This window comes from Roseofilum sp. KMC-1, from assembly GCF_057802075.1.
In genome coordinates this window covers 1,256,466-1,272,651 of record NZ_CM173605.1, presented here as the reverse complement: position 1 = coordinate 1,272,651, position 16,186 = coordinate 1,256,466, and the positions used below count along the sequence as shown (strand labels likewise).

Genomic DNA, 16,186 nt, shown 5'->3' with positions numbered 1-16,186 from the left:
CGCATTTTAAGTATGGCTCTAGGGTTGTTGATCCCAAATTTCTCTGACCCAGGTGGGATCGCGGTAATTAATGCGGGCTATGGGTTCGAGGGATGTGAGGATGGTTTTGCCATAGCTGCGGTGGAGGACACGGGTATCTAATAGGGCTACGACTCCCGGACGGACTGGGGCGATCGCCCGTTTCAGGTTTTGGATGGCAGTGGGTAGTAGATATTCTCGAAACCAGTCTAAGCGCCTTTGTTTATAATAGGCAACTCGTCCAGCTACGAGGGGATGTTCTAAGGAGGGGATGGGCAAGGCGACAATAATCAGTAAACCGGGGGTGGAGAGCAGGCTTTGATGCGATCGCCAAAATTCCCATCCACAGACTAAAATGCCATGGGGTTCTAATGAGGTTTTTTCCACTTGCACTTTGGAGCCAAATTCACCGGCTAATGTAGCTGCTATTTGGGCTTTTAGGGGCACATCGGCAACTAAAATAACGGTTAAACTCCCTTGATTTCCTCGCATACTCAGTAACCCTTGAATTTCTGGCAACACCTGAATTTGAAATTGGGGAGTATTGGGGAGAGGAAGGCGATCGGGTAAATAGAGATGGATTAAATCTTGGTTGCCAGAGGCATTAAATTGAATGCAGGTGAGATCTTGGAGTCCCATTTGGGCACAATAGCGGGTGGCATTCGGTTCTCGATCCAGGGTTTGCCCAATTAAAACTACGGGTTGATTCGCCCATAGGGGAGTGAGGATCGGGGCGATATCTATGGGGCCAGACCAGAGGGTAAATTGACCGGTAGAACGATGAATATCAGCCCATAAGAGGTGTTCTTCAGGGGATGGAGGGAGAATAAAGTGTTGCCAGGGAGAGGGGAGGATAAGCTGATATTCATCGAAGTAATCGAATAATTGGGCGATCGCCTCTCGATCCGCCTCGGTCAATAAACAGCACTCGTAGGGGTTGGGGGGATGTTGAAAAATGGATTTGGTGAGCTTAACTTGAATGTCGCGAATGGGGTCTCGATGTTGGGGACTGGCTAACATTAAATCTGACCAATCCTTGGGAGTTAAGCATTGATTCACCTGTTTCCTAGTCCAGGCCTCTAAGTCATCTACACCATCAATGAGGGTGGGAATACCCAGGGGGAAGCGCTCTCCTGGGTGGTGAGGATGGAGGCGATCGCCAAAAAACTGCTCTGGGGTAGTCAATAAAATACCGGAAAAATCTGCATGGGGCCAGCGATCGGCCACCACCACCGACTTTACCCAACTGAGGGCTAAGGTCTCCTGTAATTGGGGAATTTCCACCATCTGCAACTGCTGTAGCACCTCCTGGGGGCCCACCCAAATCGCTGGCCCCGGCCACATCAACAAGGGAACCAAATAACTCACCCGATAAGGTTGTCCCTGATAAAGAGGGCGACCCGTCTGAATTAAAGCACTCCGTCCTAAACGCATGGCCCGCGCAACTAACCGGGCCATCGTTAACTGATGGGGCCAGGAAGGAGAAGCAGACAAGCGCAGAAACGCTCGCAGTTGCTGATGGACTTCCACCTCAATCACAGGTTTACCTTTGTGTCTAACTTTTACAGGAATCAATTACATACTTCTTCTTATTGTGGCACTTGCTGCCAAACCTGCACGCCATTGGGCAAGAGAAGTCGGTTTTGATCTCTCATTGTGTATAATAGCTATAAAAATCATCTTCTGTTGATGAGGAACTCCAGCATTAACTCGATTTTATGGGTAATTTAATCAAAAATTCGGCTCCTTTTCCAGGGGTGGAGTTGCAGCGTAATTCCCCTTTGTGTTTCTCGACAATAATTTGATAGCTAATGGAAAGACCTAATCCGGTTCCCCGGCCGACGGGTTTGGTGGTGAAAAAGGGATCGAAAATGCGGGATTTTAGGGATTCTTCAATTCCTGGGCCGTTATCAGCAATGCGAATTTGAACAATATCTCGTGAGAGATCTTGGGTTTCTATCCATAGGGTGGGATTGATAATGTTGGGTTCAGATAGAGCATCTATGGCATTTTCTAGGATCTGGAAAAAAACTTGATTGATTTCACTGGGATAGCAAAATACATTGGAGACCCTGGTATAGTTGGTGATGACATTAATCGAGTGTAGATTGGGTTGCAAAATCATTAAACTACTTTCTAATCCATCTTGGATATTGACCCATTTTTGATCGGATTCATCTAACCGGGAAAAACTCCGCAAGCCTAAGACGATTTTTTGAATGCGATCGGCTCCGCTTTGCATGGAGTTCATTAAGTCTTGAAAGTCTTCTACGATGAAGTCTAAATCGATGGATTCGGTTTTTTCTGCGATCTCTGGACTAGAATCAGGATATTTTTTTTGGTAGAGTTTAATTAATTCTGTTAACCCTTCTAAATACTCTTTGGCATGGGGTAAATTGCTGTAAATAAAGCTGATTGGGTTGTTGATTTCATGGGCGATTCCGGCTACCATTTGACCCAAACTGGACATTTTTTCGGTTTGAATGAGTTGGGCTTGGGTTTGCTTAAGTTCTTGTAGGGCTTGCTCAGTTTTTTCTTTTTCGAGTTTGAGGGCTTCGGTGCGCTTTTCAACTCGATCTTCTAAGGTTTGGTTGGCGGTTTCTAAGGCTTGGAAAGAATGGCGCAGTTGCTGGGACATTTGGTTAAAGGAACGGCGCAGTTTTTCCAATTCGCGCAGATAGAAGTGGGGCAAGTTTTGATTGAGGTTGCCTTGGGCGATTGCTCCGGTGGCTTGAATGAGTTGATTTAAGGATTGGGTAATCCAACGGGAGGTTCTTAAGCCGAGTAAAAGGGATACGAATAGGGCGATCGCACAGAGTTGAATCGTAATCCAGGTATTGGCATTGATTTGCTGCATAAAATCGGCTTCTGGAACCACTACCACAATGATCCAATCGATTCCTTGGGCATTCTGAAAGGGGGTAACTTGTAAAAATTGCCGCTTTCCTTCGAGCAAAAACTGGAGCTTTTGTGGGGTTTGTACTTTGTCTACAGTGCCAAATTTTTCTTGAAGATACTGGGCGGAGGATTGAATGAGGCGATCGCTGGTATTGGTGGCTTGAATTCTTAAGGTTGTGCCATAGGTGACGAGAAAGGGACGATCTAAGGTGGAACTGGCGACTAATAAGCCGGAACGCTCTAAAATAAAGGCTTCTGCCCCTGGGCTAATGTTGAGTTCTTGTAAAAATTCACTGATTTCTGAGAGTCGAAATTCTGCCCCAAATACCCCTAAAAGTTTGCCCTTGTTGGTGTAAACGGGTTGATTAACGGTGGTGGCTAAGGTTTCTGAACCCAGATGGGTGTAAATCCCGCCCCAAGTGGCTTTTCCCGCTTGAATGGCATTCTCATACCACAATTCTAGACGGCTATCATAGTCTGGAGTCGAGGATAAAAGTTGCTCCCTTTCTTGAGCGCTATTGAGTTCATAGGTTTCTAGGGCTTGCTCTGTGTCTGAATTGGCTAAGGATAGTAGGTATCCATCGGGCGATCGCTCTAAGCTTAAAAACTCCCCTCCTGCGCTGCTAAATTTAATCGCACTAATGGCTTCAAAGGCTTGTAATTGCTTATAGAAATAGGCTTGCAGTTGCTGAGGATCTTGGAGATTGAGTAAGTTTAGAGATACGGCATCTTGATTAATTTGATTGACTAAAGATAAATCATGGGTATAGTCGGCGAGTTCCTGCTCAATGCGAGCAGTAATTTCCTGACGTAATTGGGTGGTGACTTGATTAATCGCTTTTTGTCCATTACGAAGGGAAAGCCAACCGGTTAACCCAACGGCTAAGGAAACTTGTAGTACAAAGGGAACCACTAAAACAACCCGTAAAGGGAGTTTGCGGGGCAAAAGTGCAGTCCAAAGTTTAAGACGTTTAAGCAATGAGCAATGAGTGATGAGTGATGAGTAATGGGTAATAGGGTTAAGTTAGCTAAACCATTTCTGGATCAGTTCTTTGATTTTTCCAGTTTCTTTCATTTCGGTTAAAACTTGATTAAAGGATTCGGTATAAGGCGAATCTTTGGGAAGGGCGATCGCCGAACCCCCCGATCCCGTGTCAAAGGATTGGGTAAAATCTAAATCTGGGTTTGCGGAAGCATAGCGCTCTGCTACTGTGGACTCGATAATAGCTGCATCTAGGGTTTTAGCTTTCACCGCTTGGATAATTTCCCCAATTTTGTCAAACTCTACCAACTCAATCTCGGTAATCTTTTTAGCTGCATCCGCTTGAATCGATCCCCCTTGTACACCCACGCGCTTGCCTTGTGCATCTTCTTTAAGGTTCAGATTGGCCCCTCTGGGCATGAGAATAATACTAGAGGCTTGATAATAGAGATCCGTAAACGCTACCTTGGCTTGGCGCTCTGGTGTGGGAGACATACCTGCCATGACAAAATCTACTTCATTGTTTTCTAAAGCAGGAATGAGGCGATCGAAGTTCATATCCTCAATTTTCAGTTCAAAATTGAGGGACTCGGCTAAATATTGGGCAATGTCAATATCAAAGCCGATAATCTGTTCTTCTCCTCCTGCGCTATCTTTAAATTCATAGGGAGGATAATCGGCAGAGGTTCCCATAACTAAAGTAGTTTGAGTGCTGGATGGGCTGCAAGCGGAAAAAATAAGCACACTAAAGAAAGTTGTTATACTGAGAATCAGAAAAGTTTTGATCAATTTCATAGGTGGAAGTCAGGAGTAAGGAGTAAGGAGTTTTGAGGATAAGATAGACCAACCTATTATTATATCAAATTTCAGAACGGCTTGGTAGCATTACTGATTACGGGAATTGAATTGGGTTTTTATAGTCTTCTTAAAGAAAAGAAATTTCCTCTAAATTAGTAGCCGATAGTTGCTGCACAATATAGTTTTGTTGTTCTGGGGTGAATAGGGTATAAAACTTTTTACTTACATCATGAATGTCCCTGATTTGAGGTTCTACTTTTCTACTGGTTTTATTGACTAAAAATTGGGACTGATTGGCGTAATCTTCGATCATGGTTTCACTATATTCTAGGTGCAGAAATTGACAGAGTTTCTGTAATTGATCTGAGGTCTGGACAATCATTTTTTCATATCTAACTGCACAATGATTGGGTTGATCTAAGTATTGACTACTGAGTTGGATCATCTCAATCCAGGTATTAATGCAGCGATCCAGATCCCAAGAACCTCCCCAAATTTTAGGATAGCGGTGAGTAACTTCATACAGGGAAGCAACTACATCTGTACCGTTACGATAAAGATGAATAAATTGAGCATTAGGAAGATAGCGTTGAATTTCTTCAATGTGGTAAAGATGCTGTGGAGTTTTTTCCAGAAAACGCTTCTTGCCTTGATCGCGAGTCAGTTGGTTGAGAAGGTGAATAAAATAAGGAATATAAATGGCTTTGAAAGGCAGTTTAGGGAGGGTGACAATAAGCTCTGGTTGATTGATGCTGGCAAAAAAAGAACAGAGAGTGGAATGGATACGATTGCGAGCGACTAATCCTAATTGCTGTTTGATCCCAGGATCGGGGGTTAAATTGCTGAAAAATTTGGTTTCTGGAAAGGAGGCAATCTGGGGATGTGCGGCAATGAGGCTTTGCAGAAATGTAGTGCCTGAGCGAGGACACCCCACCAGAAAAATAGGGGATGGCGAATTAAGGGGCATGAAAGATTAGGCAGAAGGGTTAGAATAGTTTGATTTTACAACAGAGCTATAAGCATTAGCATTTTTTCCTGTATTCTTAACGTCTTAACTCCTTAAATTTTATATCCAGTCTGAATAATCAGTTATGCTATGTCATTGCGTTTCGGCTGTCGCCAACAGGAAAGGGAAGGGCGAAGGCTTCCGTGCGATCGCAATGACAAGGGTTTAATCAGACCTGATATTACCCATGACTTAACTCGGTTGGCTGCATTTCCGATAGGATCTAGAAGAAGAGAACACTTTAACGTTGGGAGAAACATAAAATAATGGATCTGGTCACGCTCCAGAATAGCCTAGATAATCTAAGCTTTGCCGTCCTCTTGGTGACGATGTTACTGTATTGGTCGGGGATAGCCTTTCCCAAAATCCCCTATTTAGCGATCCTGGGAACCGCAGGGATGGCGATCGCCAATTTGTCCATTGCCTCCTTACTCGGCGCTCGTTGGATCGAAGCGGGATACTTTCCCCTCAGTAACCTCTACGAGTCGCTATTTTTCATTGCTTGGGGACTGACTGCCGTCCATCTGTTGGCGGAATATCTAAGCCGCTCCCGGTGGGTAGGTGCAGTCACTGCCCCCGTTGCCATGGGGATTACCGCCTTTGCTGCTCTGTCTTTACCCGATGAAATGCAAGTCGCTGAACCCCTCGTTCCGGCGCTTCAGTCCAACTGGCTGATGATGCATGTGAGCGTGATGCTTCTGAGCTATGCCTGTTTGATGGTGGGTTCCCTGTTGGCGATCGCCTTTTTAATCATCACGCGGGGGCAAGCGGTGAGCCTTACCGGTAGCTCCTACGGCAATGGCAACCGTCGCCAAACGCCCCTAAATAAGCTGCAAACGGTCTCTGACCTACCCTCTGTTCAGTTCAGCAGTAATGGCAGTGCGGTCACCGAGCGGAGTCGAGGTGCGGTCACCCCCACCCTAGAGCGGATCAGTCTGCAAACTACCCTCACTTGGTCGCCAGAAACCCTGAGCCTGGCCCAAATTTTGGACAATATCAGCTATCGGATGATCGGTCTCGGTTTTCCCCTGCTCACCATTGGCATTATCGCTGGAGGAGTCTGGGCTAATGAAGCTTGGGGATCTTACTGGAGTTGGGACCCTAAAGAAACCTGGGCCTTAATCACCTGGCTGGTTTTCGCTGCCTATCTCCATGCTCGCATTACCAAAGGTTGGCAAGGTCGCCGTCCTGCTATTCTCGCGGCTGCTGGTTTTTGTGTGGTTTGGGTGTGCTACATGGGCGTGAATCTGTTGGGCAAAGGGTTGCATTCCTATGGCTGGTTCTTTTAAACCAGATTGGAGCGACTTACACTCTAGGTTCCAGGCTACGTTGCGATCGCGGCCCCAACTGCTTCCCCCCCATGCATCTCTGTTAGTGGCCGTTTCTGGAGGTCAAGATTCGGTTTGTCTCCTGAAACTGCTCCTAGATTTGCAACCCAAGTGGGGATGGCAGTTAGCCGTTGCCCACTGCGACCATCAAATGCGATCGGATTCGGCGGCCAACGCCCAGCAGGTCTCTGAGATGGCTGGGCATTGGAACCTCTTGTTTTATCAAAAAACCGCCAATCGACCCCTTCACGGGGAAGCGGCTGCCCGCTCCTGGCGTTATTCTGCTTTGATAGCACTGGCTGAAAATCATGGATTTTCCAGGGTGGTGACGGGACATACCCAAAGCGATCGCGCTGAAACTCTGCTCCATAATCTCATTCGGGGTAGTGGACTTGATGGACTCGCGGCCCTGAGTTGGCAGCGTCCTCTTGCGGAAAAGGTGCAATTGGTGCGGCCGATGCTGGAAATTGGGCGATCGCAAACCGCCCAATTTTGCCAACAGTTCCAGCTCCCCATCTGGGAAGATAGAACCAATCAAGACACCCGCTATACTCGCAACCAGATCAGACTGCACCTCATCCCCGCCCTAGAGAGCATTAACCCTGGAGCTTCTAATCATCTGGCGACTACTGCCGAACTTCTAGAAGCTGATGTTGAGTATCTGGAATCCCTGGCTAAAACTCTTTATACCCAGGTCACCCACCCCGACTTACCGCAACTCAACCGCCAACTGCTTGCCGACGCGCCCCTATCCTTACAACGGCGAGTTATCCGCCAGTTTCTGATCCGATGGCTCCCCCATGCCCCCAACTTTGCCCAAGTGGAAAAAGTGACCCAGTTAATCACCGCTCCCAACCGCTCCCAAACCGATCCCTTTCCCGGTGGCAGCATTGCCCGCGTTCAGCATCCCTGGATTGAGTTATTGATTATAATTTGATGTCCTCAAGGGTAGAGAATAAGACTAAATTATTGGATAAAGGATATTCGGGTAAGTCAATAGTTAGGCCAACCACATCTAGTCATTGGTTATAAACTATTTTAATCTTTAATTGAGGGACACTTCTGCTCGAAAAAGCAACTTTTGCTGATAGCGATATCCCGGTGCAACCACCGTCACCAGGGTTCCTGGATCGGCGGCTCCTTGGGTGAATTGATGCCATTGGGGATCGTAGGGAACGCGATCGCCAACTGCTGCAATTACTTCTAGTCCCCAACTTTCCACTAACCGCTCAACTGGTGTGACTAATTTTACTAAATTTCCCGGCTTGACATTGGCTTCCTGTTCCACTTTAGCCACGGCGATCGGCCAATAGCGTAACCAAGATTCTAACTGGTCTAAACTTTCTCGCTGAAAGCTCTCTTTTAACTCTTGATGTTGTCGTTCCAGTTGCCCTTGCAGGCGGTCATATTCTTGCCTTAGCTCAGTTACCGGATCGGGCAATTTCGCCAGAGTAGATAACAATTCTGGTGCAGCAATTTGTAACGCTGTCCCTAACTGCAACAACGTACTTATTTTCAGATCTTCTATCTTACCTTGACGGATGCACCGCAATTGTTTCATCGACACTCCTGAAGCCTGACTCAAGGCAGTCCAAGAGTTTAAGCCCACCTTTTCCATCAAAGGTTGGAGAATAGAATTTAACGGAAATTTTGCATCTAATTGGGTCATTTTTTAAAAGTTTACAGCCCTTTTTCCTGTAACAGAGTAGACTATTATTACTATCATTCATTGCCTTATCGGGAGAGAGAGGAGTTATTCAAACTCGGTTGAATTCAAAATTGCCCCTCGTAAATAGGCATCCTCGAACCGAGCGCCCATTAAATTAGCTCGGCTTAAATTTGTCCATCTCAAATCCGCTTGATACAAATCAGCATCCCTCAAATTTGCGCCCCATAAATAGGCTCCTGCTAAATGGGCTTGACTTAAATTCGCTGCTCTTAAATCCACTCGATAGAGATGGGCATTAATCAACTCCGTGTGATGCAAAACCGCATTCATGAGAACCGCTCCACTCAGGTTAGCTTGTAGACAATTGGCATAACTTAAATTACAGCGCCTTAAATTAGTATCGCTTAAATCCGCATCCTTAAGATTCGCCCTCATCAGATTTGCGCCACTCAAAGAAGCCCCTCGTAGATTTGCCCCCTCTAAATTAGCTTCGGTTAAATCTGCACCCATCAAATTCGCCCCACTTAAATCAGCTCTGCTTAAATCCGCTTGCTTAAACTCTGTGCCGATCGCTTGACTTTCCCTTAAGCAAGCAGTAGTCAATAGGGTATGAGAGGCGATCGCCCCACTCAAATTCACTTGATAGAGATTCGCCCCTTCCAATTCCATGCGCGATAGATTCGCCCGTCTTAAATCTACCCCTGCTAAATCCACTCCTGGGAGTCGATAACCCCCCAAATCCGTCTCGCTCAAATCCGGGGTAATGTCTGGATAAGCCATTTTCCACTTATGCCAGATAGGAATACCTCGATAAAACAATGCTAAATGTTCAGAATTCGCCATAACACCTTATAGAGTAGCATCAGGAGCAGGATTTTCTCGTCCAGAGATATTTTCGATCGCCGCCAAAGCTGCTTGAGAAGCTGCAATAATATCCCGTTCTTCACCTCCCAAATAGAGGCGACCAAAAATCCCCACCGCTTGGATTTGCAAAATATTAATCAGCGCCGCCTTTTCCGACTCATTCGCCGCCAAAGCTGCATAAGCTGCCGGTTGAACCTCCAACACATAGAGGGTTTGCCCCGCTAAAATCATCTGTCCCCGACGGTTACGGTTAATCAATTGGGTTTGATGGGGGTCAATATTGCGGATAACTTGGCTAGAAACCACACGCGGTTTCAGGCGATCGCGCTCCGTTACCCCCAAAGCATCTAAAATGGCTTGCCCTGCTGCCCGCGTTTCCCCCTGGCTACTCGAATGAATCTCTAACAGTCCATAGAGCCTCTCCACAAACTGAACCGCTGGGCGCACCCGCGTCGCCTTCAGCGCCACATCCGTAATCCGATTAATTTCAACACCTGGGGCAACCTCAACCCACAGCGATGTATCTCCCGGTAGGGGAAGAAAGCCTAAAGCCACCGTACCAATATAGGCAGCGTGCTGCGGTTGAAGGTTATCAATAAAAACATAGCTTCGTAATTCCGTAGCCAAAATCCAGAATACTCCCAATCTGTCTCCCTAGACATTCAATCATATCTTGGTAGAGGCCCCTATTTGGGGATAGGGGGATGGGGAGACGCGAAAACACTGAGATGGGTAAGATGTCCCTATTCCCTCTTCTCTACTACCCATCTATGAAAAAGCCAACCAATAAATACAGCCATCTCACGGCTATTGACCGCACATTCTTATCCTTTCCCGCCCGGTTTTTATTAGAAAGAAACCTATTACAAGGCCAGATCCTAGACTTTGGTTGTGGGTTAGGTAATGATGTTAAACACCTCTCTGAACAAGGACTTCAAATTCAAGGCTACGATCCTCACTATTTTCCTCACTATCCCCAACAGAAATTTGATACCATTGTTTGCTTTTATGTTCTCAATGTGTTATTCCCTGAAGAACAGGCAACTGTAATGATGGAAGTTTCTCATCTCTTGAAACCCGGTGGAAAAGCCTATTATGCTGTTAGGCGAGATATTAAAAGAGAGGGCTTTAGACAACATTATGTCCATCAAAAGCAGACCTATCAATGTATGGTTAAGCTGCCCTTTCAGTCCATTCACTTAGATGACTCTTGCCAAATCTATGAGTATATTCACTACAATCATCAAAAACATTCAGACAAACGCTGCATTTTTTGCAATCCCCGCAAAAGTTTAAGATTACTCACAGAATCAGCAACAGCCTATGCTATGTTTGACGGTTACCCAGTGAGTAAGGGTCATGTTTTAATTGTTCCCAAACGCCATATTGCCAACTATTTTGAATTGCCCTTTAAAGAACAATCCGCTTGCTGGTTTATGGCGAATAAAGTGCAAGAGCTGTTAACTCAAGAATTTCATCCGGATGGCTTTAATGTAGGCATTAATGTTAATCATGCCGCCGGTCAAAAAATGGATCATGTGACTATTCACATTATTCCTCGCTACAGAAATGATGCGGGAGGAAATCGAGGCGGAATCCGCCATGTATTGCCTAAATCCATTAAAAATTAATACTTCATCGCAGTTGAAACTCAATCTGGTCTTGGCGAATAATCAGGTCATAATCACCCTACAGCGAAGCCATCATATTGCCGCATAAACGGCGCATGATATGCTAAGACAATCTCTTCCTTGGGTATCCCTAACTCAACCAACTGATTGGCAATACCGATTTCTGTACCATCATATTGAATCCAAATTTTATGATTGAGAATATCAATATGAATTAGGGGGCCAAAAATACGCATATGGCGATTCCATCCAGCATGAAATACTTGATAATGATCCTGTTGTCGATCGAAAAAGGTATACACCTCAATATCACCGTTGGCCGGTTTTGCTGCACCATAGTGATTGAGAATTTTCTCGATCATCTGGCGATAATAGTTTAATTTTTTCTCTATTTCTTCCATTGTACAATCACCTCTTGATTCGGATCGAACACCAAAATATTTAATTTTGCTTCTTCAGCCTGATTATAACTTAATCTTTTTATCGCGGTTGAAACTCAATCTGGTCTTGGCGAATAATCAGGTCATAATCTCCAAAGAAATCATGGCCGAGTAAGCCAATTTCCAATTGGGAACCAGCAATAATGACGGGTAAATTCTGCACCACTAAACCTTGAACGGCAATAGATTCAACTAAACCAATGGGGACAGTTATACCTTTGGCGCTGGCAGTATCCATTTGGGCCGATCCAATGATGGGAAGATCTAGGGATTGGGCCATGCTTTGGGTAATGACAACTCCTGTGGCTCCGGTATCGACGATCATTTCAAAGGTTCGGGCTTGATTAAAGACAACATCGATGACTGGAGTTCCGGCTTCTCGGCGCTTAATGGGGGTTTGAATGACTCCTGGTTGGACAGTAGAGGAGCGCGGTTGCATGGGGGTAATGGGTTTGACCGCAATGATTTTGGGAGTAGGGGAAGGGGCTGGGGAAGCGATTTGAGTTTGGGTTTGGGCGTATGTCAGGTTTTGCTGATATTCCTTGATTTTTTGTTGGGCTAGGGTGTGGTGAGGACTTTGGGGGGGAATTTGTTGCAGAAGTCCAATCGCCTGTTGCCATTGCCGAACGACTAATTGCCAATCCCCCGAAGATTGGGCAGACTGGGCAATACTGGCTGCACCATAGGCTTTATCGAGGGCCCGTTGGAGGGTTTGTTGATGGGATACCCCTGGGGAAGGTTGAGCCGAAGGAGAAGGGGATGGGGAGGCGATCGCCGGTGACACTTCTGGAGTCGGCCGAACTACCGGATCTCCTGGCGATCGCTCACAAGCCACCATCAAGAGACCTACCCCAAATAAAATCAACCCTTTCACCCCTTTTTTCCCGATCTGAGAATTCATTGGCAAAAACAATCTAAAAATACCATTGCTTCCTTTTCCCCTGTGCGATAATAACCAACGTTCTTAATCCTGCTTGATGCCTATGCCACTCAAAGATGCTAAACCCGCCCTTCTCGTCCTTGGTGATGGCACAGCCTATCGCGGTTGGTCTTTCGGTGCGACGGGAACCACCCTCGGAGAAGTTGTGTTCAATACGGGAATGACAGGCTATCAAGAAGTTCTCACCGATCCCAGTTACTGCGGTCAAATTGTAACATTTACTTATCCTGAACTGGGTAATACAGGGGTTAACTTAGATGACGAAGAATCCGATCACCCTTATGTAAAAGGAGCGATCGCCCGCAATATTTGCACCATTCCCAGCAATTGGCGCTCCACCGAATCCCTCCCCGACTATCTCAAACGCCATAATATTATCGGCATTTACGGCATCGATACCCGTGCCCTAACCCGTAAGATCCGGGGTGTGGGAGCCATGAATGGAGGCATTTCTACCGAAATCCTCGATGAAAATCAACTGCTCGAACAAGTCAAACAAGCCCCGGACATGAACGGCTTGAACCTGGTAGGGGAAGTGACCACAGCCTCTACTTACGAATGGTCAGACACCACCCCAGAAATCTGGGAATTCAACCCCGAAGGCGTTAAACCCCATACTCCCATCTATACCGTAGTAGCGATCGATTTTGGAGTCAAACGCAATATCTTACGGCGGTTAGCCAGCTACGGTTGCCGAGTCATTGTCGTTCCTGCCAACACTCCCGCCGAAGAAATCCTCAGCTATAACCCCGATGGTATTTTCCTCTCCAATGGGCCAGGAGATCCCTCTGCCGTCACCGAAGGCGTTGAAACCGTGAAAAAGCTAGTGAATGCCGGAAAACCCATGTTTGGCATCTGTATGGGTCACCAAATTCTGGGACTCTCCCTCGGAGCCGAAACCTATAAACTCAAATTCGGGCATCGAGGTCTCAATCAACCGGCTGGCTTGTCCCAAAAAGTAGAGATTACCAGTCAAAACCATGGATTTGCCATTAGTGGAGATTCCCTGAATTCCCAAGTGGAGGTCACTCACCTGAACTTAAACGACAAAACCATTGCCGGACTGCGCCATAAAGAGCTACCCATCTTCTCCGTTCAGTATCACCCAGAAGCCAGTCCCGGCCCCCATGATGCCGATTATCTCTTTGAAAACTTTATTAAAGCCATGGAAAGGGCTAGTGCCGCCTAACATCTAGGCAAATTGAGTCCGTGGGGGATCTGGTACAAAACCAGCCAAAAATGTTAATCTAGATCTCCAGCCATCGAATCCTGATGGTCTTTTGATGGGGTTTAACCCAGAAATGTTCAATGTCGATTTGATCTGAAATCAAAGGAGGGTAGAATTAATCCTGAAACACTCACCCTGACCGTTAGTTTAAGAGGCACGCGGGAGGTCAGGGATAATGCACAAATTTTTCGCCTCACGGGTTTATTAGATGCATTTTCTGAACCCACGTTTCGTAAGACGGTTAGTTCTTACATCGACCAAGGGCCGAAACACATTATTCTAGACCTATCTAAGATTGATTTTGTGGATAGTTCTGGGCTAGGAGCTTTAGTTCAATTGGTGAAAAAAGCTACCGAAGATCAGGAGAAAAAAGGAAGTCTACAAGTGGTTGCTAATGCTCGTGTATTGCAAACTGTGAAACTGGTGCGCCTAGAAAGTTTCCTATCGGTGTGTGAGACCCTAGAGGTAGCTCTCGAAAATCTGAAACCGTCATGACCAAGATAGGTCTTCACCGAGCTATCCAGTCCTTCCACTGGATAGCTTCCTATTTGAGTGATAAGGGGGGTTAGTGGTACTCGATCCAAGAGAGCTGATTCCTAATGGGGTGGATCGGGAGCGATTATCGCCAACGGCCTTAGCCTATGTGGGGGATGCTGTATATGAGTTGTACATGCGAGTGTATTACCTGATGCCTCCTAAGCGATCGCAACTCTATCATCAAGCGGTCGTCCAACAGGTTCGTGCAGAACGCCAAGCTCAACATCTAAAAACCCTAATCCCCCATTTAAATGCCCAAGAGTTAGAAATAGTTAGACGCGGGCGCAATAGTGTCCATCGTTCCCCTCGACGCTTAGATCCCCAAACTTATCAAGAAGCCACGAGCCTAGAAACCCTCATTGGCTATCTCTATATAAGCGATCCCTCTCGACTGCATGAGTTGTTAGGGACGCTTAATCTCGATGAATAATTAGAAATGTGTCTTGTTCGACAGACTTGGCTCAAACCTATCCGGCAAACTACACCTTAAGATCCGATTAATCCTATGGCAGCTTTTCAGAAACCCCGTCCTCAACAAAAGTCTGAGGCGAAAAGGTTTTCACATCCCCAACTGAAAGGGAAATCTAAACCCATTCTCAAGTCCCGTCCCTCATCGGCCAAAATAGAGTCTCTAAAAGAAGACTCCCAAGAGCAACCTACCGAAATAGTCCAGGACTCCAATCCCGACTTAATCTATGGTCTCCATCCGGTGCTGGCCGTCCTTAAAGGCGAACGGCATATTAATCGCGTCTGGATTACTGCGAAAATGAGATATGATTCTCGCTTTCATACCCTCCTCAACCAGGCAAAGGCTAACGGAACTGTGATTGATGAGGTGGACTATCGACGACTTGATCAAATTACCGATCGCGGTAATCATCAAGGGGTTGCCGTTCAGGTGGCTCCTTATCAATATATAGAGTTGTCGGAGCTGATTACCAGAGCAAAGGAAAAAAACCCTAATCCGGTCTTAGTTATTGCTGATGGGATTACCGATCCCCATAACCTAGGGGCAATGATTCGCACGGCTGAAGCGGTGGGATCTCAGGGACTCGTGATCCCCCAACGACGAGCAGTGGGGATCACCTCGACTGTGGTTAAGGTGGCAGCCGGTTCTTTAGAATCTTTTCCGGTTTCTAGGGTTGTCAATTTGGCTAGGGCCTTGGAAGAATTGAAAGCATCAGGGTTTTGGATTTATGGTACGGTGGCCGAATCGGGAGAACTTCTCCATAAGGTCAAGTTTTCGGGAGCAATCGCCCTGGTCATTGGTTCAGAAGGCAGTGGTTTGAACTTACTCACCCAACGCCATTGTGATTTTCTCGTTTCGATTCCTCTGCAAGGCAATACCCCTAGTCTTAATGCTTCCGTCGCTGCGGGTATGAGCCTTTATGAAATCTACCGGCAACGGTGGACTGCCCCTTTAGATATTTCTGGTCATTAGAGGAATTGCCAAAATAAATTTCACCATGTATAACAAAATGTAAAGAAATCCGATCATAGCTTAATAGCGTCCGTTTAACCTTATCGTCCATCGGCAGAGTCAATAGGCAGGCTAGTCATGAATAACTTCAAAGATTTGTTAGTGAATACCCAGAACTTCTTCGGTTTCGCCTACTGGATTGAAATCAAAACTCAAGCTCCGGCTTGTACTTACTACTTCGGGCCCTTTCAGAGCCAAGAAGAAGCTCAACAAGCCCAACAAGGCTATGAAGAGGATCTCAAAGCTGAAGCGGCTGAGGGGATCAGTAGCACAATCAAACAATGTAAGCCGGAGGCTCTGACAATCTCCGAAGACTTGGGGGAGATTAATGGTCAGCAGACTCCTGCCTATAGTGGTTAACCAGATA

Annotated in this window: 17 protein-coding genes; 8 read left to right on the top strand and 9 right to left on the bottom strand. The window is 46.2% G+C overall.

Annotation, left to right across the window (positions count from 1 at the left end; genetic code table 11):
* Nucleotides 1-18 precede the first annotated feature (18 nt).
* The 4 genes from AC3FZD_RS06030 to AC3FZD_RS06015 form a co-directional block, all read right to left on the bottom strand.
* A complete protein-coding gene (locus AC3FZD_RS06030) occupies nucleotides 19-1,557 on the bottom strand; it encodes a helicase C-terminal domain-containing protein (RefSeq protein ID WP_488739261.1) in 1,539 nt (512 codons plus the stop codon).
* A gap of 166 nt (nucleotides 1,558-1,723) precedes the next feature.
* Complete coding sequence (locus tag AC3FZD_RS06025) at nucleotides 1,724-3,862, bottom strand: ATP-binding protein (protein ID WP_488739260.1); 2,139 nt, start codon at nucleotides 3,860-3,862, stop codon at nucleotides 1,724-1,726.
* A 78-nt stretch (nucleotides 3,863-3,940) separates the two neighbouring features.
* Nucleotides 3,941-4,591 (bottom strand): transporter substrate-binding domain-containing protein, encoded by a 651-nt coding sequence (locus AC3FZD_RS06020; RefSeq protein WP_488739259.1) that lies wholly within the window; start codon nucleotides 4,589-4,591, stop codon nucleotides 3,941-3,943.
* Between the two features lie 232 nt (nucleotides 4,592-4,823).
* A complete protein-coding gene (locus AC3FZD_RS06015) occupies nucleotides 4,824-5,663 on the bottom strand; it encodes a sulfotransferase family protein (protein ID WP_488739258.1) in 840 nt (279 codons plus the stop codon).
* Between the two features lie 305 nt (nucleotides 5,664-5,968).
* Here AC3FZD_RS06015 and ccsB point away from each other — a divergent pair, with 305 nt between their 5' ends.
* Nucleotides 5,969-6,991 (top strand): c-type cytochrome biogenesis protein CcsB, encoded by a 1,023-nt coding sequence (gene ccsB / locus AC3FZD_RS06010; protein ID WP_488739257.1) that lies wholly within the window; start codon nucleotides 5,969-5,971, stop codon nucleotides 6,989-6,991.
* Entirely contained in the window at nucleotides 6,975-7,967 is a 993-nt protein-coding gene (tilS, locus tag AC3FZD_RS06005) for a tRNA lysidine(34) synthetase TilS (RefSeq protein ID WP_488739256.1), read from the top strand. Before ccsB ends, tilS begins: the two co-directional genes overlap by 17 nt.
* Nucleotides 7,968-8,075: 108 nt before the next feature.
* Here the strand turns inward: tilS and AC3FZD_RS06000 are convergent, their stop codons facing one another.
* The 3 genes from AC3FZD_RS06000 to ccmP all read right to left on the bottom strand — a co-directional run bounded on the left by AC3FZD_RS06000 (nucleotide 8,076) and on the right by ccmP (nucleotide 10,190).
* Complete coding sequence (locus AC3FZD_RS06000) at nucleotides 8,076-8,699, bottom strand: hypothetical protein (RefSeq protein WP_488739255.1); 624 nt, start codon at nucleotides 8,697-8,699, stop codon at nucleotides 8,076-8,078.
* 84 nt (nucleotides 8,700-8,783) lie between these two features.
* Complete coding sequence (locus AC3FZD_RS05995) at nucleotides 8,784-9,542, bottom strand: pentapeptide repeat-containing protein (RefSeq protein WP_488739254.1); 759 nt, start codon at nucleotides 9,540-9,542, stop codon at nucleotides 8,784-8,786.
* A 6-nt stretch (nucleotides 9,543-9,548) separates the two neighbouring features.
* On the bottom strand, nucleotides 9,549-10,190 hold the full coding sequence (ccmP, locus tag AC3FZD_RS05990; protein WP_488739253.1) for a beta-carboxysome protein CcmP: 642 nt from the start codon (nucleotides 10,188-10,190) through the stop codon (nucleotides 9,549-9,551).
* Between the two features lie 143 nt (nucleotides 10,191-10,333).
* Between ccmP and AC3FZD_RS05985 the strand changes: the two genes are divergently transcribed.
* Complete coding sequence (locus AC3FZD_RS05985) at nucleotides 10,334-11,194, top strand: HIT domain-containing protein (protein WP_488739252.1); 861 nt, start codon at nucleotides 10,334-10,336, stop codon at nucleotides 11,192-11,194.
* A 53-nt stretch (nucleotides 11,195-11,247) separates the two neighbouring features.
* On the opposite strand, the gene AC3FZD_RS05980 is transcribed toward AC3FZD_RS05985, so the two are convergent.
* Both AC3FZD_RS05980 and AC3FZD_RS05975 read right to left on the bottom strand, forming a co-directional pair.
* Complete coding sequence (locus tag AC3FZD_RS05980; RefSeq protein WP_488739251.1) at nucleotides 11,248-11,595, bottom strand: XisI protein; 348 nt, start codon at nucleotides 11,593-11,595, stop codon at nucleotides 11,248-11,250.
* 79 nt (nucleotides 11,596-11,674) lie between these two features.
* Nucleotides 11,675-12,535 (bottom strand): retropepsin-like aspartic protease family protein, encoded by an 861-nt coding sequence (locus AC3FZD_RS05975; RefSeq protein ID WP_488739250.1) that lies wholly within the window; start codon nucleotides 12,533-12,535, stop codon nucleotides 11,675-11,677.
* An 82-nt stretch (nucleotides 12,536-12,617) separates the two neighbouring features.
* Here AC3FZD_RS05975 and carA point away from each other — a divergent pair, with 82 nt between their 5' ends.
* The 5 genes from carA to AC3FZD_RS05950 all read left to right on the top strand — a co-directional run bounded on the left by carA (nucleotide 12,618) and on the right by AC3FZD_RS05950 (nucleotide 16,179).
* Entirely contained in the window at nucleotides 12,618-13,763 is a 1,146-nt protein-coding gene (gene carA, locus AC3FZD_RS05970) for a glutamine-hydrolyzing carbamoyl-phosphate synthase small subunit (protein WP_488739249.1), read from the top strand.
* 132 nt (nucleotides 13,764-13,895) lie between these two features.
* On the top strand, nucleotides 13,896-14,297 hold the full coding sequence (locus AC3FZD_RS05965; protein WP_488740278.1) for an STAS domain-containing protein: 402 nt from the start codon (nucleotides 13,896-13,898) through the stop codon (nucleotides 14,295-14,297).
* Nucleotides 14,298-14,370: 73 nt separating this feature from the next.
* Nucleotides 14,371-14,769, top strand: a complete 399-nt coding sequence (locus tag AC3FZD_RS05960) for a Mini-ribonuclease 3 (RefSeq protein WP_488739248.1) — start codon at nucleotides 14,371-14,373, stop codon at nucleotides 14,767-14,769.
* A 75-nt stretch (nucleotides 14,770-14,844) separates the two neighbouring features.
* Nucleotides 14,845-15,780, top strand: a complete 936-nt coding sequence (rlmB, locus tag AC3FZD_RS05955; RefSeq protein WP_488739247.1) for a 23S rRNA (guanosine(2251)-2'-O)-methyltransferase RlmB — start codon at nucleotides 14,845-14,847, stop codon at nucleotides 15,778-15,780.
* Between the two features lie 117 nt (nucleotides 15,781-15,897).
* Nucleotides 15,898-16,179, top strand: a complete 282-nt coding sequence (locus tag AC3FZD_RS05950; protein ID WP_488739246.1) for a DUF1816 domain-containing protein — start codon at nucleotides 15,898-15,900, stop codon at nucleotides 16,177-16,179.
* The last annotated feature ends 7 nt before the right edge of the window (nucleotides 16,180-16,186 follow it).